Annotated in this window: 12 protein-coding genes; 5 read left to right on the forward strand and 7 right to left on the reverse strand. The window is 56.6% G+C overall.

The features are described from left to right. Positions 1 to 8: 8 nt before the first annotated feature. Entirely contained in the window at positions 9 to 1,313 is a 1,305-nt protein-coding gene (locus tag QMG40_RS08100; RefSeq protein ID WP_283530336.1) for an MFS transporter, read from the forward strand. After that, complete coding sequence (locus tag QMG40_RS08105) at positions 1,310 to 2,323, forward strand: hypothetical protein (protein ID WP_283530338.1); 1,014 nt, start codon at positions 1,310 to 1,312, stop codon at positions 2,321 to 2,323. The genes QMG40_RS08100 and QMG40_RS08105 overlap by 4 nt, the downstream gene beginning before the upstream one ends. Here QMG40_RS08105 and QMG40_RS08110 read toward each other — a convergent pair. From QMG40_RS08110 to QMG40_RS08120, 3 genes are all read right to left on the reverse strand, one after another. After that, entirely contained in the window at positions 2,320 to 6,327 is a 4,008-nt protein-coding gene (locus QMG40_RS08110; protein WP_283530340.1) for a DUF4082 domain-containing protein, read from the reverse strand. The genes QMG40_RS08105 and QMG40_RS08110 overlap by 4 nt on opposite strands. Before the next feature lie 200 nt (positions 6,328 to 6,527). Then, positions 6,528 to 7,007, reverse strand: coding sequence for a Fe-S cluster assembly sulfur transfer protein SufU (gene sufU, locus QMG40_RS08115; RefSeq protein ID WP_283530342.1), 480 nt, complete (start codon positions 7,005 to 7,007; stop codon positions 6,528 to 6,530). A gap of 4 nt (positions 7,008 to 7,011) precedes the next feature. Continuing rightward, positions 7,012 to 8,316, reverse strand: coding sequence for a cysteine desulfurase (locus tag QMG40_RS08120; protein ID WP_283530344.1), 1,305 nt, complete (start codon positions 8,314 to 8,316; stop codon positions 7,012 to 7,014). A gap of 245 nt (positions 8,317 to 8,561) precedes the next feature. Between QMG40_RS08120 and lhgO the strand changes: the two genes are divergently transcribed. The 3 genes from lhgO to QMG40_RS08135 all read left to right on the forward strand — a co-directional run bounded on the left by lhgO (position 8,562) and on the right by QMG40_RS08135 (position 14,929). Further along, the gene (gene lhgO, locus QMG40_RS08125) at positions 8,562 to 9,767 is read left to right on the forward strand and encodes an L-2-hydroxyglutarate oxidase (RefSeq protein ID WP_283530346.1); all 1,206 of its coding nucleotides are present in this window, start codon (positions 8,562 to 8,564) and stop codon (positions 9,765 to 9,767) included. A 263-nt stretch (positions 9,768 to 10,030) separates the two neighbouring features. Beyond that, positions 10,031 to 12,862 carry a WecB/TagA/CpsF family glycosyltransferase gene (locus QMG40_RS08130; RefSeq protein WP_283530348.1) on the forward strand — a complete coding sequence of 944 codons (2,832 nt, stop codon included), beginning with the start codon at positions 10,031 to 10,033 and terminating at the stop codon, positions 12,860 to 12,862. A 114-nt stretch (positions 12,863 to 12,976) separates the two neighbouring features. Next, the gene (locus tag QMG40_RS08135) at positions 12,977 to 14,929 is read left to right on the forward strand and encodes a DUF4082 domain-containing protein (RefSeq protein WP_283530350.1); all 1,953 of its coding nucleotides are present in this window, start codon (positions 12,977 to 12,979) and stop codon (positions 14,927 to 14,929) included. 60 nt (positions 14,930 to 14,989) lie between these two features. Here QMG40_RS08135 and QMG40_RS08140 read toward each other — a convergent pair whose 3' ends face one another. The 4 genes from QMG40_RS08140 to QMG40_RS08155 all read right to left on the reverse strand — a co-directional run bounded on the left by QMG40_RS08140 (position 14,990) and on the right by QMG40_RS08155 (position 19,789). After that, positions 14,990 to 16,936 (reverse strand): O-antigen ligase family protein, encoded by a 1,947-nt coding sequence (locus tag QMG40_RS08140; RefSeq protein WP_283530353.1) that lies wholly within the window; start codon positions 16,934 to 16,936, stop codon positions 14,990 to 14,992. An 88-nt stretch (positions 16,937 to 17,024) separates the two neighbouring features. Continuing rightward, entirely contained in the window at positions 17,025 to 17,828 is an 804-nt protein-coding gene (locus tag QMG40_RS08145) for a YveK family protein (RefSeq protein ID WP_283530356.1), read from the reverse strand. Between the two features lie 60 nt (positions 17,829 to 17,888). Then, positions 17,889 to 18,866, reverse strand: coding sequence for a glycosyltransferase (locus QMG40_RS08150; protein WP_283530358.1), 978 nt, complete (start codon positions 18,864 to 18,866; stop codon positions 17,889 to 17,891). After that, positions 18,863 to 19,789 carry a glycosyltransferase gene (locus QMG40_RS08155; RefSeq protein WP_283530360.1) on the reverse strand — a complete coding sequence of 309 codons (927 nt, stop codon included), beginning with the start codon at positions 19,787 to 19,789 and terminating at the stop codon, positions 18,863 to 18,865. The genes QMG40_RS08150 and QMG40_RS08155 overlap by 4 nt, the downstream gene beginning before the upstream one ends. Positions 19,790 to 19,824 lie beyond the last annotated feature (35 nt).

Consider the following 19,824-nt stretch of genomic DNA (forward strand, 5'->3'; position numbering starts at 1 on the left):
CCCAGTAAATGTATCTTTCCTTTTCGGATCGCCGTGGCGGCAAAGATGAAATGCCAGCCCGCGCGTCCACTGTCTTTAAAGTATCGCCCATCATCATCTCACTTGGACTGGTCAGTCTCTTCACTGATATCTCCTCCGAATCCGTCAGTGCCATACTGCCGCTGTACATCACCGGCGCTTTGGGACTGACCATGGTGGCCTACGGTTTTCTGGACGGTATAAACCAAGGGATCAGCGCGGTGGTGCGTATTGGCGCTGGCTGGACAGCTGACCGCTCAGACCACCACAAACTGGTGGCTTTTCTTGGTTACGGCTTATCCGCCGTCTCGCGAGTTGGGCTGCTGGTGGCGACTGGCTTCGGGGCAATCACCTCCGTCATTGCCGTGGACCGGATTGGCAAGGGCATCCGGACTGGTCCCCGTGATGCGATGATCTCGGATGCCGCCCAGCCTGAGCATCTAGCCAGGTCCTTCGGTGTGCACAGGATGCTTGACACCGTAGGTGCCACGATTGGCCCATTGCTAGCGTTCGTTGTGCTCTTGCTGATCCCGAATGGATATCACGCAGTCTTTGTTGCTTCTCTTGCCTGCGGTGTCATTGGGCTAGCTGTCCTGGGCCTGATGGTTCCGGGCAGAAAACAACGTGCTGCCATTATCGCCAAAGCCTCTTCTGCTACAACGGAGACTGCGGTTGCCGCGGCCGGCCCGCAAGCCCGCCGGCTCCCGTTCCGGTGGGCGGACTTGAACAATATAGGCATGCGCAGGCTACTGATGGTGGCTGCCATCTTTGGTCTGGTGACCATAGGGGATGGGTTCATTTACTTGGTTCTGCAAAGCAGGGCATCCTTTGCAACCCAGTGGTTCCCGCTGCTTTATGTTGGAACCAACGTGGCCTACCTGGTGCTGGCTATACCGTTGGGCCGTTTGGCAGATCAATGGGGCCGAATGCGCTTGTTCATTGTGGGACACGGAGCTCTGCTGGCGGCCTACCTCTGCGCGGCACTGCCCACCACCGGTGCCGGGGCAACGCTGGCCTGCCTGCTTCTTCTGGGCATATTTTATGCTGCCACAGACGGAGTCTTAGCCGCTTTGGCTGGCCAATTCTCAACACCAGCCAGCAGAGCTAGCGGGATCGCCGCTGCACAAACAGTGGTGGCGCTATCCAGGCTTGTGGCCTCAGTTGGTTTTGGAATCCTGTGGTTTGCTTTGGGCCGCCAACAGGCAATCCTATTGGCCGCCATTGTTCTGGCCCTAGCAATACCCTGCGCAGTCTTATTAGTGCGCGGATTGAAGCCAACACAGGTTCCGTTGTGACGTCCCGGGCGCGCTGGGCGTGGCTTTTAAGTATCACCGCAATAACCTTGGCCCTAGCCATCGGCTATGGTGTGTGGTCATTCATCCAATACCAGCAACGCCAGAGCGCACCCGCTTCAGTAACGCTCACGAGCGGAGCAATTGACCCGTCAGTGCCTCACGTGGTTTTTCGAAATACCGCCTCAGGCGCCGGGTACGGACACGTTGCAGCGGTGCCCCTGAGCAATCCGGACGGTCCACGCCAGGTCACCGAAGCGGTGTGTGATCGCGTCTATTCCGCCGGTGGTACCAACGCTTGTCTGCGCACCAACGCCGGCATCGTCACCACTTTTGAAGCTGCGGTCTATAACGCCACATGGCAGGAAGAACGGGCCTGGCCGTTACCTGGCATTCCCAGCCGGACAAGGGTCTCCCCCGACGGGGAAATGGTTGCATCCACGGCTTTTGTCACCGGCCATGCCTATGCCCCGGCAGGATTTTCAACGGCAACAGTCATTGCCAAGGCCGCGGGTGGAGACTTTGGAAATTTGGAAGATTTCGCTTTGATTGTTGATGGTGACCCCATTGCCCCCGTGGATAGGAACCTGTGGGGCGTCACGTTCTCAGCGGATGACAATATTTTCTACGCCACGGCAGCCAGCGGGACAAACACGTGGCTGGTGCGCGGGGATCTGGCCAAACGGACTCTGACCTCCATTCAGAAAACTGCTGAGTGCCCGTCGCTGTCCCCCGATGGCACCCGCATTGCCTATAAGAAGAACACTGTCCCTGGCCCCAATCCACTTTGGAATATTGCTGTCCTGGACTTGGCGACAAATCTAGAAACTGTTTTGGCGGAAACTCGAAGTGTGGACGATCAGGTGGAGTGGCTTGACAATGCGAGCCTTCTTTATGGTCTGCCCCGCGCCGGCGCAGTTGGTGACAGTGATGTTTGGTTGGTTCCTGCCACTGCTGGCGGGGCTCCCACCCTGTTTATTGAACATGCGTGGTCGCCGTCCGTTGTTCGCTAGGGTGCTGGCGGCACAGAGAACACCACATCAACAAAGTAGTTGCTGGAGTTCCAACTGTTGACCGGCATGCCTCCACCAGTTCCGTAAAAGTACCGGCCGTTGCTGCTGGCGGCCACGGATAACGGACCTTGAGTGAACGGTGCCGCAAAGAATGCTCCCGTGGATGAGTAGCGCCCGTTCGGTGCATAGTAGGAGACCGTGTAGGTGGTTCCAGCCGTGAGCGCCAGAGGCGTGGCTAAGGTGGCGGTCTGCCAGCCGGTTGGTGTCTCAGACGTGAACTGGACTGTGGCCAGCCTGACACCTGCGCCGCTCCAGATGGAGCCTGTGTGCGCGCCCACGTTGCCTGAACCCTTGAAGAACCGGATGGCGGTTACGCTCCCGGCTATGGAGGGTGTGAACGCCACACCCAATTCAATAGCTGCTGGATCATCTGCGTTGGCTGCCGTGGCCGGCACAAGCGCACCAAACATGGAGTAATTACTTGGTGTTGCCGAGCCATCTGCGGTACCAAACTGCCATGTGGCATCCGCCAGTGCCGCCCCTTCGGCGGACACAAGCTGGCCCAGTGTCACGGAAATGGTGGCGCCCGCCGGAAGCGCCGCTGCGGGCGTCACGCTCAGTGTTTTCCCATCCGCAGATAATGCCGTGGTGCTGGCCAACACCGTGGCCCCGTTTTTCAACTTCCCCGTGTAGCCAGCCGCCAGCGGTGCCGAGAACGTTGCTTTCACAACCGCATCCACGGCCTGATCACTTGCCCCTGGGACAGGTGACTGGCTGAGCAGTGTCAGGGGTGCTGCTACTGGCGTGAAGATGACGTCAACCAGGTAGCTGGCAGAGGATCCGTTCACCGGATAATTGGAACCATAGGCGTACACCGCCGAACCCGCAGGCACATGCAGTGGACCAACATTAACGTCCCCACCATACGCCCCCGGTGTCGCTGAATACGTACCCACCGGATTGCTATACGCAGCCGTATACTCAGTCCCAGCAGTGAGCGCTACAGGAGTTGCAAACATCACGCTCTGCCACCCAGTAGTGGACTCACCGGCAAACACCGCCGAAGCCAGCAACGTCCCATCTCCCTTATACAAGTAACCGGTATGGGTACCCGTATTCCCAGGCCCCTTGTAGAACTTCACCCCAGTGACAGTGCCATTAGAAGCCGCACTGAACTTCACACCCAAGGACAAGGGCGTCCCGTCAGCAATCGATAACACAGTAGGAACAGCACTGTCCTGATACAAACCACACGGACAGCCAACCGTATCCGGCTTCACAGTTGTAAACGACCACACAGCACCAGCAGTAATCCCACCCCCAGCACTAGCAGCACTCAGTGTTGCCGTGTACACCGTGCCCTTGGCCAACGCAGCCGCCGGCGTAAACACCGCCGTCCGCGTAGCCACGTTATACAAGGTGGAACCAGCAACCGAAACCCCCGCCGCCGTCTTCACCACGATCCCCACACTGCCCGCCGTCACATCCTTAGACAACACAGCACTGACAGGAGTAGAAACACCCACACTGCCAGCACCACCAACCGGCACCTGGCCCGTAGCCACCAACGGGGAGGTGTCGGTTGTTTCAAAGATGGCATCCACAAAGTAGTTACTATTCTCATAACTGTCTGTGGGGAAGCTGCCGTTGGTGTTATAAACACCGGATGGTGCAGCGCCGAACCCGCCCGCGGCTGCCAGCGGAGCAGCCGTAATCCCCTTGTAGTCCCAGTAGCCGGTGGCGTAGGAGTAATGCCCCTTGGGAGCTTGGTAGGAGACCACATAACTCTGCCCTGCCGTGACGCTCACAGGGGTAACAAACTTGGCATTCTGCCAGCCGCTGGCACTTTCATTCGCGAATATCAGCGTTGCCAGCTCAGCTCCAGAGGAGTTCCACAGACTACCTGTGTGGGTGCCTGTGTTGGCTGCACTTTTGTAAAAGCGCACCCCTGAGATAAATCCGTTTTGGGTTGGGCTAAATCTCAATCCAAGAACGGTTGACCCAGCATCACCTGAATCTGCGTTCTTTGGCACGTCATTGCCAAAAACGCTGTACGGACCGTTGACTTGCAAGGTGAGTTTTTTCGGCGTGGTGGGATAGTTGGCACTGTCATCGATGCCGCGTACCAGGATATTTTGAGTGCCGATTCCATGCTGTACGTAGCTGTAAGTCCAGTTGCTTGTTCCGCTGGCGGGATGCCAAGTGGCACCCGCATCCGTGGAAACTTCGACGCCGGCCACTACCCCGCCGCTATCCGTGGCCGTTCCGCTCAGCGTCATCTTGGCGCCATTGATAACTGCCGAACCATTGGCCGGGCTAGCGATAACAACCACCGGAGCGGTGGTGTCCGTACTGGCTGCTGCTGCCACAAGTGCGGGGTCAAGGGTTGCCGGCTGCGCACCCATATCCGCAAAAAGGTTCACCTGGGCCTGGCGCATTCGAGGATCTGCCGGAGCACCTGCGCCGTCGTGTGTTTGGTCCAGTCCCCAGGTCCATTGCACGCTGCCGGCAGAGAAGATCAAAGCTCCGGCCGCGTTCTTGTACAGGGTGATGTTGTGGGTAGTGGTTCCTGGCAGAACAGCATTTCCGTAGTCCTGCAGGTATTGGGGTGTGCTGCCAACTGTGGTGGAGAGCCGGATCAGGCCTGCTGGCCTGAAGCCGTTGTCAAGGTCTTCATTGGATTCATAGCCCACCGTGTGCGGGGCTAGTGCGGCCTTGGTTCCTGCGGCCAGCGACTTCAGTGCCGTGTTCCGCCAGAGCCGGGTCTTCCCCTCAGCGGCGGACACTGTCACCGGAAGGTCGGTGTAGTTGGACATATAGATGGTTCCGCTGAGTGCATTTTCCGGCATGCCGCCGCCGTTGGCAGGGGAAGCGAACCGGGGGTCCCGCCACGTTCCAGTCCACTCCGGTGCCGGATCAATTTTGGCGTTTGACCAGGTCTCTTTGTAGGAGGTGATGGTGCGGTAGCTGGTGTTATCCGTGGCGGAGGGTTCGTACCGCGTCCTCCAATAATCGTCATTGCCGGAGAGGAACTGCAAGTTCACCCCAGCATTTGCCGCTGCCGTGATGTTGGCGCGTTGCGCGCCGGACCAGTATTCGTCATGGCCCACTGAGAGGAACACTTTGTGATTGGTCAGCAGGCTGCCATGCCGGTCCGTATCAACACCGGCAATATAAGTGGTGTCATAACCGTTTTGTTCCAGGAACCGCACCATTGCGTATTCACTGGCGAAGTAAGCATCCCGGCCGTCAACATCTCCACGGGTGACAACAGGACGGTTGTAACTGATCTTGAAGGCACGGCCAATGGATGCCCCCTGATAAAAGTCCGCGCCACCGTAGGTGTTGTAGGCCTGCCAGGTTGGATCTGAGGTTTGGAAGACTACCTTCGCATGGCTGGAATCATCCCGGACAATGAACGTGATGTGGCTGGTGTTTCCATTATCTTTCCTTTTTAACAAGGCAATATAAACACCCGATACGGCGTTGGCCGGGACGGCCCACGACGCCGAGAGCCCCCAGGTTCCACAGTCGTAGAGTTGCGTTGACACGTCAGAAAGGCATTGCGGCTGGGTCTGAGGGAGGGCGGCTGAGGGGTTGATGGTGGTGATCTTGCGAGCGCCTAGCCCCTGGTACCAACCAGTGCGGTAAATATCGATGCTGTAGTTCGAGGCATTGGTCTTAATCTTGAAGCCCATGGTTTGGCCCACATTGACGCTGATGTCGGTGGAAAACCCTTGAATGTCTGCATCCCCCGCCCCAGAGATATCCCAAACGGACGGGTCCGTGCCGGGTTTACTGTTCTCACAAGAAATCGGGTTACTCCCGGCGCCGCAGGGATCCGCAGCCAGTGCCTCCGAGATTGGACCGAGTATCAAACTCACCCCAACCATGGCCCACGCCAGCAATGCGGCCAGCACCACCACAAGCCACCTTGAGCGCCCAAGCAAAGGCGCGGCACCGCCGGAACGCATACTGCTGAGACGTGCATGTGATTCATTCATAGCTGCTGTAACGCCCTTGCTCTATTCCTCTGCCCGCCACCCCATCACAATGGCACCCGCCCACAACGGGTTTGGACTTTACCTGAGATTAGGTCCGGTGCTAGAGCAGCACAAGAGTAGTGGCAGAAACAAGTAGTTCAGCGGAAAAGCGAGTACTCGGAAACATTCCTGACACATCAAGGAACGTTGAGCCGTTTGCGTCAGGAAGCTGTTTGCATCAGGGCATCCTCGGCCGCAACCCATGCCAGCATGGCGCACTTGACCCGGGCCGGGAACTTGGAAACCCCTGAAAGTGCTGCTGCGTCTCCTAGGATCTCCTCATCCCCTGCCAGTTTGCCGCGGGAGCGCATAACCTCCCGAAAGTTCTCGATCAACTCCTGCAGCTCCTCCGCCTGTAAGCCAATAGCCAGTTCGCTGAGGATCGAGGCCGATGCCATGGAAATGGAGCAGCCATCCCCCGACCAGTGGATGCCGGAGATGCTCCTGGAAGTCTCCGGCTCGGAGGATGTTTCCACCCGCAGCGTGATCTCATCACCACACACGGGATTGAGCTGATGACACTGGCCCACCCCCTGCGGTAAATTGCTGACCTGGAGCTGGTCCGCCGGCAGGTCGGCACCGTGGCGGGTTTTAGCCTGCTCCAAAATGATCTGCTGGTAAAGAGAATCTATTGAACTCATGTTTTTATTCTCCGCTCACACCAAAGTAGGGACGAACTTTGGCAACTGCCTCAAGGAACACATCCACTTCCTCGGGGGTGTTGTACAAATACGTGCTCGCCCGGGTTGAGGCGGAAAGGCCAAGCCGGCGGTGCAGCGGCTGGGCACAATGATGCCCCACTCGCACGGCGATCCCTGAAGCGTCAAGGAACTGTCCGACGTCGTGCGCATGAACCCCTGCCACCTCAAACGCGGCCAAGCCAGCCCTCGGGATGCCCGAAGCCGGTCCCAGCACCCGGATGCCTTCGATGGCTTCAAGTCCACTGACCAAGCGCTGCCCCAGTGCAGCTTCCCAGTCATGGATGCGGTCCATGCCTGTCTCATGCAGGTAATTCACGGCTGCTGCCAGCGCTACAGCCTGGGAGATGGGCTGCGTGCCGGCTTCAAACCGCTGTGGCGCCTTGAGGTATTCGGCCTTTTCCATGGTGACAGTGGTGATCATGGACCCTCCTGTCAAAAAGGGTGGGAGCACATCTAACAGCGCGGCCTTCCCATAAAGGCCGCCAATGCCCGTGGGAGCGAGCATTTTGTGTCCTGAGAACACAGCAAAATCAACGTCAAGGGCCTGCAGATCCAACGCCATGTGAGGTGCCGATTGGCAAGCGTCCAGGACAACCAGTGCGCCCACGGCGTGGGCCATTGCGGTGAGCTCTGCTGCCGGGTTGATGACGCCCGTGACGTTGGAGACGTGGGTGAAAGCAAAAACCTTGGTGCGCTCGGTTAGTAGTTGCGCTGCGGCGTCCATATCCAAAGTGCCATCATTGTTGATGGGGATGAATTTCAGGGACGCGCCTGTGCGAGCGCACAGTTCCTGCCACGGCACCAGGTTTGCGTGGTGTTCCATTTCGGTGACAAGAATTTCATCCCCAGGCCCGACGCCGAACTGCCGCGCCTGGGCGGGCACCTCACCAATACTTGCGTTACCAAACGAGTAGGCCAGCAAGTTCAGCCCTGCGGTGGCGTTGGCCGTCCACACCAGCTCGTTTTCCGCTATGCCCAGGAAATTGGCCACTGTTGCCCGAGAGTCCTCAAAAACATCCGTTGCTGCCACGGCCAAAGTGTGTGCACCGCGGTGCACGGCCGAGTTGCGCTGCTCGTAGAATTCCTGCTCAGCTTCCATGACGCTTATAGGCTTTTGAGACGTGGCACCGGAGTCCAAATACACCAGCGGCTCTCCGTTGACCTCCTGCGCCAAAATCGGGAAATCATTGCGGATGCGCAGGACTTCAGTGCTTGTCATGGGACCGTCATGGTCAACAGGGTGTGGCATCAAAACAGACGCTCCTTGATAGATTCAGCAACTTTGGCTTCAGCAACAACCGGCCGTGGGACCGCCGCCGGGTGCGAGAGTAAATACATCACACCCATTTCACCTAATTGTTGCATCATTGCTGCGTTGCGGCATCTCAGGGGTGACTTACCTTAGCTGGCCCGTGTATGACTGACAGTTCACGGCTGCAGGGGTGACCGGCGCTACGCTGAGTTCATAAAGCAGCCTAATGAAAGTGGAGAAGTATGAAAAAGATCAGGGCCGGCGTGGTAGGCGGCGGAATTATTGGGGTGGCGGTGGCTCGGGAACTCTTACTTTCTGGCGCCGCTTCAGAGGTGGTCCTGTATGAGAAGGAGGCTGAACTAGCTGGCCATCAAACCGGGCACAACAGCGGAGTGGTCCATGCTGGGCTGTACTACGAACCCGGGAGTCTCAAAGCACGCCTCTGCCGCCGTGGCGGGGACCTACTGCGTGAACTCGCAGCACGACGGGTCGTGCCCTTTGATGAATGCGGGAAGGTGGTGGTAGCCCGCGACGAAAAAGAAAGGGCCCGCCTGAACTCGATTTTTGAACGTTCCGTGGCCAATGGCGTACCCGGAGTGAGATTGATCAGCCACACTGAACTGGCCATCATTGAACCCCACTCACGCGGAGTGGCCGCGTTGCACTCCCCCACCACCGCCATCACCGACTATAAGGCGGTAACAGTGGCCCTTGCTGCGGATTTCACCGATGCCGGCGGCACTGTGCGGCTTTCACATAAAGTTACAGAAATTCTGGACGGGGGAGCTCAATCGAGCGTAACCGCCAACGGCGCCACCGAGTCATTTGACCTGGTGATCAACTGTGCAGGCTTGCAATCCGACCGCTTGGCTGTGACCTCAGGCGATGAGAAGAACCCGCGGATTGTGCCGTTCTTTGGTGAGTACTTTCTGCTCCGTCCCGCCAAACGGGCCCTGGTAAACGGGCTGATATACCCGGTCCCGGACCCTAAATATCCTTTCCTTGGTGTGCACCTAACCAAGCGGATCGACGGGGAAATTATGGTGGGCCCGAACGCGTTTCTGGCCGGCGGACGTGAGGCCTACCGGGGCCATCAAGTATCCCCCTCTGACCTGGCCGATGTGCTTTTATTCAGTGGATTCTGGCGTTTTGCGGCCGGAAACCTCCCCGCTGCCTTCCGTGAAGCTCGAACAGTGGTGAGCACGCGTGCGTTTGTTGACGCTGCGCGCGCCTATGTTCCCGAACTTGCCGTGGCCGATGTGGTGCGGGACCGCAGAGGCATCCGCGCCCAAGCGATGAACTTTGACGGATCGCTGGTTGATGACTTCGTCATTACAGGCAGCAGCCGCGTGATGCACGTACGCAATGCACCCTCCCCCGGAGCAACCTCCTCCATGGCCATTGCCGAACATATTGTGGCCCTGGCTGGCAGCCAGCTCAACCCCTAGGACCACCACTTGCTTTGGTGTCCGCGGACATGCAGGCCACCCTCTCCAAAGTGAGTACCGCTACACGCCTAATGTAGGTAGATCCACCCACCAGGGGCGAGTATCGCGCCCAAAATTCGGGTAAGACCTCACTCTATCCGCGCCATTTTTCCCTCCCTAAAGTCCCCAGTAGAGCAGTAACTCCGCAGGCTATCCACGCCTGGGGACCTTGCTCTTTGCAAGGGCCGAACACTCGGCCCGCAGTGGACCAAATGGGGGTCGGAATGTTTGGCATCAACCTTGTACAGAACCCGGGTGCAGTCCGCACAAAAGGCCGGCTGAGCGGTCCCCGCACACTGTCCCCGGCGCCACAGCAACATGACGGGCGTACTGGCGGCAACGGGCGCATTCGCAGCACGCCAAACGTTGTCCACGCTGACGCTACGCTTTCTGGCAGCGCTGTCATTGGCGGAGCAGCAGTGGATCTACGCACCTTCAATGACGCCGTTGCACAGATCATCGCTGCCGCAGCTGGGCCACGGGATAAGCCGTTGGGTGTTGCCTCGGCCAACCTTGATCACATCCTGCACTTTGGTGCCGGGGGCCGCTGGGAGGGCAGCCTGGACCCGGCTGGTACCGTCGGCTGGCTAACACTGCTGGATGGTGCCCCCCTGAGAACAAAAGCAGCGCAGCTCACGGGACATGAATGGCCCAGACTGGCCGGAAGTGACCTGATTGATCCCTTGCTGGATAAGGCCGAGCTGGAAGGGCTACGTGTTGGCTTCCTTGGCGGCAGCGAACACACGCAGGAGCTCCTCAAGCTCAAGCTGGCCGAACGCAGACCCACACTGGAAGTTTCCGGCTGGTGGACTCCTGAGCGTGCCGAGCTGGCCTCCCCCGCTCTCTCCACCAAACTCGCCAAAGAGATAGCTCTGACATCCACCGACATTTTAGTGGTTGGTTTGGGAAAGCCCCGTCAGGAACTATGGATTAGCCAGTACGGCGCACTGACAGGCGCACCAGTTCTGCTGGCGTTTGGTGCTGTTGTGGATTTTTTGGCCGACCGAATCAAGCGAGCTCCGGAAGCCGTTTCCGCGGCAGGGATGGAATGGGCCTGGCGTTTGGCCATGGAACCGCGCCGCCTGGCCAACCGGTACTTGGTGCAGGGCCCGCAGGCTTATTTGCGTATGAAGCGGGACAGTACCGTGGAGCTCTCCCCCGCAATTCCACCACTCGCGGGGTGGTCAGCTGCCACCTCCAAGCTGACACAGGCTGTGTCCACAAACGGGCTCCCGCCCCAAGCAACCCAAGCAACCCAAGCACCACAGGCCGGTTGTTTTGTGGCCAAAGAGAACTTAGCTGATGTCAGTGTTGTTGTGGTTACCTACAACAACGCCGAAGATATCTCTCCCCTGCTGGAGTGCCTGCGGGCCGAGACCAAGGGACAGTCTCTCAAAGTAGTTGTTGCGGACAATGGCTCCACCGACGGGACGATCGGGCTGGTAGCCGATCATTTTGACGTGGTGCTTGTCAAAACTGGCGGGAATCTAGGTTACGCCGGCGGCATCAATGCAGCACTTCGTGAAGCCGGACCATACGCGGATGTGCTGGTCCTCAACCCCGATCTAAGGGTCCTTCCGGGCGCTATTGAAACCCTCAGGGGCAGGATGCGCCAAAGCGGCGCCGGTATTGTGGTTCCCAAACTCTTGGACGATGACGGCACCACGTACACGTCGCTGCGCCGTGAGCCCAGCTCGCTCAGAGCCGTCGGTGATGCAGTTCTGGGCAGCAGGGCAACAGGGCGCCCGGACTGGTTATCCGAAATTGATTACTGCGCGGAAAGCTACCACTACCCACACGCCATTGAATGGGCCACCGGGGCGGCACTCCTCATTTCCGGCACAGCCGCGGCCCAAGTGGGTGACTGGGATGAACGCTACTTCCTTTACTCCGAGGAAACTGACTACTTCCGCCGAATGAGGGAAAGCGGTCGCAGCGTTTGGTTTGAACCCGGGGCAACAATGGTCCACAGTAGGGGCGGTTCCGGTGCCTCCGCAGCGCTGGTGGCCCTCATGGCGGTAAACCGTGTCCGTTATGCCAGTGCACACCACTCCGCCGCCTACAGCGCAGGTATCCGTACCATCACCGCCGCTGGAGCTTTGGCACGCAGCTACAAAGCAGGCGAGCGCAAGGCATGTTTGGCCCTCGCCGGGCTGACGCGCTGGGATAAACTTCCCCAGGCCGTGGTTGCTTCCTCGGCAGTGACGGCTGGAACATCTGCGCCGGCTCCCTTTCCCGACGGGGCAGTCATCATTCCCGCCCACAATGAAGCCGCTGTCATTGCCAGAACACTGCAGCCGTTAGCTGCGCTGGCAGAGTCCGGTGCCATCGAAGTAATTGTGGCGTGCAATGGCTGCACTGATGCAACAGCAGCCATTGCCCGATCGTTCCCTGGCGTGAAAGTCCTGGAGCTGGCGGAACCCTCAAAAACCGCCTCGCTCAATGCGGCCGACGCTCTGTGCACTCGCTGGCCTAGGCTGTACCTGGACGCTGACATTGAAGCCACCACCGAAGCCTTGGCCGCAGTGTTTGAGCACCTACAGAATCCCAATACGTTTTCGGCCCGGCCGGCGTTTTCATATGACACCACCGGCTGCAGCTTCTTTGTCAGGGCGTACTACCGTGCCCGGGCACGCATACCCGCCCTGCAGGAACATCTGTGGGGCGCCGGCGCTTACGCCGTGAATGCTGCAGGACATCAACGCTTCTCGATGTTTCCTTCGGCAACCGCGGATGACCTGTACGTGGATTCGCTCTTCACCGGGCTGGAGAAAGCAATTTTGGCAACAGTGCCCTTAGTGGTGCGCACCCCCACATCGTCAAAGGAACTGATCAAGACTCTGCGGCGCATTTATCGTGGCAAGGACGAACTGAAAGCCGGGTCAAGTCAGAGCAGCGGGCTTGGCAATCTATTGCGCTCCGTGAACGGTTTTCAGCCCGCCCTGGACGCGGGCGTGTATGGTTCCTTGGCTGTTATGGGCAAGCTTCAAAAGAGTAAATCCCTGACGACGAGCGGGGGCTGGGACCGTGATGAAAGCAGCCGGGGAAGCCACTGACAGGCCAACCGAATTGGACCTACAGTTGCTTTTCCCATTGACTTACATGTTACGATTTGGTTACGGGGGAGAACGTCTTGGTCTGAAACGACAACCCTTCAGGACTATCCCATAATGCAAAAGAAGATAGCGCTCGCGCGCCTGGATTTGCCTGCCAAAGGCAAATTCTTCCGCGGCAAGCGTTCACAAATCACCCTCGCTTCAGTAGCGGCATTGGCGTTGCTGATGCCCATGCTGCTAGCCCCTCCCACAACAGCTTCTACCGAACTAGTTTCCGAAGTTTCTGCTCTGGATAACCGGGTACCACAGACCCTGGTTGACCCTGATACGAGATCAGTTGAGCTTGGCTCAACATTCTCCAGCAGCCAAGCCGGAGTAGTCTCAGCAATTCGATTCTATTGGACCCCAGTTAACGAGGGGCCTCATGTAGTCAACTTATGGTCAACAACCGGTGAGAATCTTGCCACCGCAACACTGCCAGCATCACAGGGAACCACTGCCGGCTGGCAAACTGTAAAGTTCACGACCCCGGTGGCAATCTCGAAGAACGAAAAATACGTTGCTTCTTATATCGCTCCCATGGGCCGTTACGCAGTTGAAGAAAACGGCCTGGACCAAAGTCAGACCCGTGGACCATTAACACTGCATGCCAAAGGTGGCGTGTATGCCTATGGCACTGGCGGAGAGTTGCCCACCTCCACTTACAAAAATAGCAACTACTTTGTTGACGTTGTTTTCACCCCCTCGGCAGGTGAGAGCGTGCCAACCACTCCGGCACCCGTTCCAACTACCGCGCCGACTTCTGCTCCTCCAACAACTGAGCCAACAAGCAAGCCGGAGCCAACAACCACACCCGAACCCAAGCCTGAGCCAACAACACCCGGGGCTGTGCCGGCAACCTTGGACCTCCCCCGTATCCCGTGGGAAGGTGGGGCTAGTTATTGGAAACAGTTCAAGCATGCAAATGATGCCGGGTGGTCTGATCCCTCATTCTTCCCGATTGTTGCTTGGTACAACGGGATAAGCTCCAACGCCGAAGCCCAGTATGACAAAAAAGTGGGTATCAACACCTACATTGGCATGGACTCCAACACTCCGTACAGCTTGTTCAAAGACAATGATCTGTTCTGGATTGGCGGAAAACTGAACAGTACGTTCACCGAAGCCAGCAGTAACTGGGTGGGTAACTTTCTTGACGATGAAGTTGATGGTCGATTCACACCTGAAGAAGGCCGTGCGGTCCTGCAGGATTTGAAGGATAAGAACGCGGGCAATGGACGCTTCAATTACTCCAATTTCACGCAAATGGTTATCAGCAATGATATGAAGGCCTCGGACTCCCAGGCTTTTGTCAATGACTACACTGACGCAGTTTCACTTGACATGTACTGGTACACGATTCCATTCTGCGACTGGTCACCGTTCCGGCAGAACTACATCACCCCTGTCAATCAAGAAAACTGCCGTACGGCATCAAGCTACGGGAAAACCATGGAGTCCCTACGCAAGCAGGATGCCGCCGATGGGAAGTTACAGGCTCCGTGGCAGTTTATTGAGCTTCTCAATGGCGGCCCCGGGGGCGGCCCCTTCACAGCCAATGTCTCTGCCGGCCAGCTGAAAGGCTCAGTCATGAGCTCAATTATCAACGAGGCACGGGGTTTGGTGTACTTCAACCAGAGCCTCTCCGGGCCTTGCCAAGGTGGCAGCCTGATCCGGCAGTCACAGGTTACGCAGAACTTTTGCGGTCAAGCTCAAGTGGATGCAGCCACCACCGTTAACAACCAGATCAAGCGACTGGCCCCCGTGCTCAATAGTCAGTCCTATGAATACTCCTTTGGTCCTGGTTTGGACACCATGCTCAAGACCTATGACGGATCTGCGTACGTATTTGCCATGGTCGATGGCAGTTCATCACCGGGGAACCGGGCGTTCACCCTGCCCAAGGGGCTCAAGGCGAACTCGGTTGAAGTAGTCGATGAGAATCGAAGCATCGCAGTTGGTCCCGATGGAAAATTCTCCGACAATTTTTCCAGCGAGTTTAGTTACCATATTTACAAGATAAAGTAATCCTCTTCACGCACGATTAGGGCCGTTTCCAGCCACCCCGCGGGGTGGCTGGAAACGGTCCTAATCGTGCGTGAACCGAGCTGTTTTTCGTCCGCTTCTCAGCCGGCGAATGTGACGTGCGCCCCTGTCCAGAACTACTGCCGAGGCGATAGAGACGGCTATTGCCAGAAGCCCGATCACTGCGATCGCGTACTTGGCTCGGACGGGAATGTATTGCACACCGATGACGGCAGGCTGCCGTTCGCTGGAAATTCTGGCTTTATCCAAGACACCCATTGTCTCTTGCGGTTCAAGCACCAGTTTTGTGATGGCTGCAGTCACTTCTTCCGCCGTTTCCTCTACGGCTTCGGGAGAGTCCTTGACGATCTCCACAACTATTGTGGGGCTATTAAAGTTCGTCTGCCACTGCCCTCCGGCGCTTGGCAAATATACAGCAACGGCATCCCGCAAACCGGTGCCATAAAGTGGCGCCGTCGTCGGAAGCACTGACGCGTTGGGGTGCCCGGCCTCATAAAGGCGCTGAATGATGGCAGCATAGTTGACGATCGATGAGGCCTCAGTGCGCAATGCGTTGCTTTTGGTGGCTCCGGGTGGCGCCTGGAAGTCGATGTTGAATTTAGCGTAGTAGCTTCCGTGAACGTTGTTCACGGAGAAGCCAAGTGGGACAAATAGAAGTAGGACCAGCACCGCAACATACCACCGTCGTTTCAAAGCCCCCCCGATGCGTCGAGCACCCGTATTCTCATGGGTATCTGCCCCGTGCTTCAAGGGATCTTCCAACGTGATTAGGTTAGCTTGGCGAAAATTCCAGTGAGCACCACAGAGGCCCACAATGAGAAAATACATGCCCATAGCTTGTGGAAAGTGGAAGGAATCAAAGAAGGCGCTCAATAATGCACCGGCCATAACGGCCGCACATAATGCCGGCCCCAGTGCTCCAATTAGCGGGTCAGGCCCACGCCTGCGCAGAAACGTTGTGATCATGGCAGTCAACGCCATGATCACGAATACGGCAGTTCCAACGATCCCGATCTCGATGAGGAAACCAATGTACTGGTTGTCAAAAATTCTGTACTGCGGTCCCATGGTACCCAGCCCCCTCCCAAAGGCAGGCGAAACTCCAACATATCCACCCAACACGGAATAGCTATCCGTTCGGGAATCCACGCTGGGATCATTGCCAGAAAACATGCCAATGATTGTCCCACTCAGTCCCGGAACCACCACGTACAGGACTCCAACACCGGCCAGCCCGGCCCAAAGCGCCATCCTCTTTACGGCGGCTTCCCACGTGGGGATGAGCAGCAGTAGTACGGCGACGATCCCCAAGAGTGCTGACCTTGTCACCGATAGAAATGCCGCCATGAAGATTGCTGCAACGGGAAACCACCTGGGAAACAACTTACGGTGCGATTCTCTAATAGCCATAGTCAGTGCAATGGGCAGAATCATGGATAACACAGCTGCGTATTCGAGGGCATGCCGTGCCGTTGACTCAGGACGGACAAAATCACCGCGGGTGTCAACTCCCCCGGTACCACCCGATGCCAGCCCAGGAATTTGGATGGCATCGACAATGTTGTGGCCGGTGAAGAACTGGGCCAATCCAAGGACAGCGTACAGTCCCCCGGCCAATGACAACCTGCGCAGGAAGACCAAGAAACGCTCGCGGTCATTGATACCGTCATTGGCCACCAGAACAACGCCTGTATATGAGGCAATGTTCAGCAACACCATGTTGGATGAATTTTGGTCCGTGAATGGTAACGACGTCGAAGCGGCCACAACATAGCTGACGAGGACGGCAAGGACAAAACCTAGGAACGTGATCCTTATGGGCTGTAGCCGACGGAACTCATGAGGTCGAATGCGGCGAACATGATGCCAAACCCACCACAGGAGCATGCCGAGACCAAAAATGGTGGAAGGAGCTCCAGCCCCTCCAAGTGCACCAATACCGCGGTCAGAAGGAATAGCCAACAATAAAAACAAGTAAATTGTCAGCACTGAGATAGCATCCCAAGGCTGCAATTTATGGGGTTGTGGGAGCTCTTTCAACCAGCTCCTACCCTTGCGAACTTGTGCCGTTTGCAAGCTATGTGCCGACGTCTGCGGACGATTCGACGTCGTCGGAGTCAGCTTCCGGTACGTGTTGTCGCTTACCGCTGCGACGAGTCGCCCGCTCAGCAGCGGGCCTGTTTGGTTGGCCCGTGTCATCTACGGCCAGCGGCTCGCTCTGCGGGGCCTGCCCTGCAACCAACTGCATGGGACCGAAAGGCGTGTCTGGGCTGTTGACGTCTTTCTTGTTCTTCTTTTCTCTACGCCGGGACATGAGCCTGTCAATGAACCCGGTGAGTAGTAATGTGGCTGCCAATCCGCCAACCGCGGCAATCGCTGTCATTTGAATTTGTTTTTTCGCTACTACTGTTGGTTCTAGGTCAGCTGATAACGTCATGGAAGCGATCACAGATTGGGCTGGTACGTTCAGTTCTTTCTGCAACTGCCCAAGAGTAGTTGGGACCAGCTCCATAGCACCACGCAATAATTCCATCGTCTCACCCGGGCTGTTCGCAGAAACCGCCACACTCATGATAGGCCCTGATGTTGTAGCATCCTTGGCAATTGTTATGTTCGCTCCAGGATACCTATCTGTTAAAGGTCCCGCTATTTCTGGAGAAACAACTTTTACTTGCAAAACACCCAGTGCTTGGTCCAGACCTCCGAGGTACAAGTAGGGGTTGTCACCTACCGTCACAGCCACAGCTGGGGGAATCAGGACTATGCTACCTTTTGCCTCATAAGTTGGCGAGACGGTGACAAAGGCAAAATAAGTGATAAAACCCGTAATAATTAAACCGATGACGAGAAAGTACCATCTACGTAAACAACTAATAAGCATGTCCCTTACGAACATATAACCGTCCCCCTCGACAGCTCATTATTTCCTGTGACGCCTACTCTATCCCGCATTTATGCCTCTACCACTGTTCGATTGGTCTTCTACACGCTTATTTCTTGCCACAATGACTTTGAGACGTTCCAGCCCACCCTTTCCTCCAAACGCCAGAACCACATTTTTAGCGCCTACCCTCAGAGCATCTTTGGTTGCTCGGGCAGGGTTAAGCACTATTCTGTCCTTTGCCAGTTCTAGAAACCGGGGCTCTAATGCATCTGCCATACCGACAGCAAAGATGTCCCTGAATAGTCCGGGTCCGACCCGGCGCCCGCGCACACGGTTGCTGACATTACCTGTATGGATGACCTGCAACCAGCCGGGGGTGCCACCAACTTCTAGCACCTTCATTTTCTTGCCGAGCTTAGTGTGCCAGTCTGACCAGCAAGTTACGGGGCTGGTCCAGGATTCACTCACCGAACAAAACGCATTAACCTTGTCCCTGCGCAAATACAGTCGGTTTCCTTGTTGAATGAGTCCATTAACAACGTAAATGGCTGTACGGCTTTGATTCTGTACAGCCTTTTGGAGCCGTTCCACAAAGTCAGATGCGATGCCATCGTCATTGTCAAGATTTGTGGTCAGTAGACCCTCTCGTCTGGCACCTGTCACTCTTCGAAGATCCTCAAGTAACGTTGCATGAGGTACTTCATCCCGATAAATGGCGATAAAGTCTCCGTCACGGGCCAGTTCGGCAATACGGAGTTTGAGCCATTGTGGACTTTGCGTGTCAAAATAAATTATCCACTGAAAGTTCTTTATACTTTGACTCTTAACTGCTGGCAGACAATATTTTTCAAATAGTATTTGTCTATCTCTGAGCCAGCCCTCCTGTGCACGTACCAAGCTTTCCACGCCAAGTGAGGGGAGATTGAAGCGGGTCAACAGCACATGGTCAATATTCATCGCTACGTCCTGTTCCGGGCTGGCAAAATGTTCATGGGTGCTGTTGCCTTCTTTATCTACTTCTCGCTGGAAGCTCACGCTGGGATGCCTCCAATCAAGGACATCATTGCCTTGGCCCTTGCATCCCAGGTATGCATGCCCGCAAAGGCCCGTCGAGAAGCAATGTCGCTTTCAGTAGGCAGTTCATCTAAGGCACAGCGAACCATTTCTACAAATTTCTCTTTAGTTTCAGCCACCTCAATCCATTCACTGTTCAGCCAACGTGTGGCGGGTAAATCGCTGCTGACCACGGGCAGCCCAGCCGCTAAATAATCCAGCGTCTTAATAGGAAAACTCGCCCGGTTGAACTCGTTATTTATATAAGGAGTGATGCCCACAGCCATGTTTTGCATCTTGGCGAACACTTGGTTTTCCGGAATCTCACCAAACCAAGTGACGTTGTTGGCGTTCAAAAAACGATCCAGCCGTTCGGTGGCCGCAGCTTCCCGTTCTCGGCGCGGCCCGATCACTTCAATATCTACACCGCTTTTAACCAGCGCATCAAGCACATCGAAATCCAGCCGTTCGTTAAGTTGGCCCACTAACCCCACGGCGCCACGACGCTCTTCATTGGCTGGCGCCAGTGCCAAGACAGCACAACCATTGGGTAAAACAACGGCACGCCGGCGAGCGGTTCCAACGCTAGCAAGGTCTGCCAAGGCCGGAGATACAACGCAAACAATGTCAGCAGCAGCAATGTTTGTTCGCAAGGTCGATGAAACAGACGCACAGGACAGGCCCATCATGCCAGCACCAGCCACCCAGTCGTCGGTAATATGCAAGATCCTCTTTCCAGAGACGCCTGCAGGAAAAAACTCGCGGGGGGAGAGCAGTATAGTTGCGAACTCATCGAAGGGTAGCTTGGCAAGGGTTTTGCGGATGGCTCGCCCAACAAGACGATTAGCAAAGCCGCGGATCATTGGACGGGTGAAACCAGGTGGAACAGCAACCCGAAGGCGCATCAAACCCGGTTTTAAACCGTCTAAGGCGTAGCCAG

It is taken from the genome of Arthrobacter antibioticus, assembly GCF_030063205.1.
Lineage (GTDB): Bacteria > Actinomycetota > Actinomycetes > Actinomycetales > Micrococcaceae > Specibacter.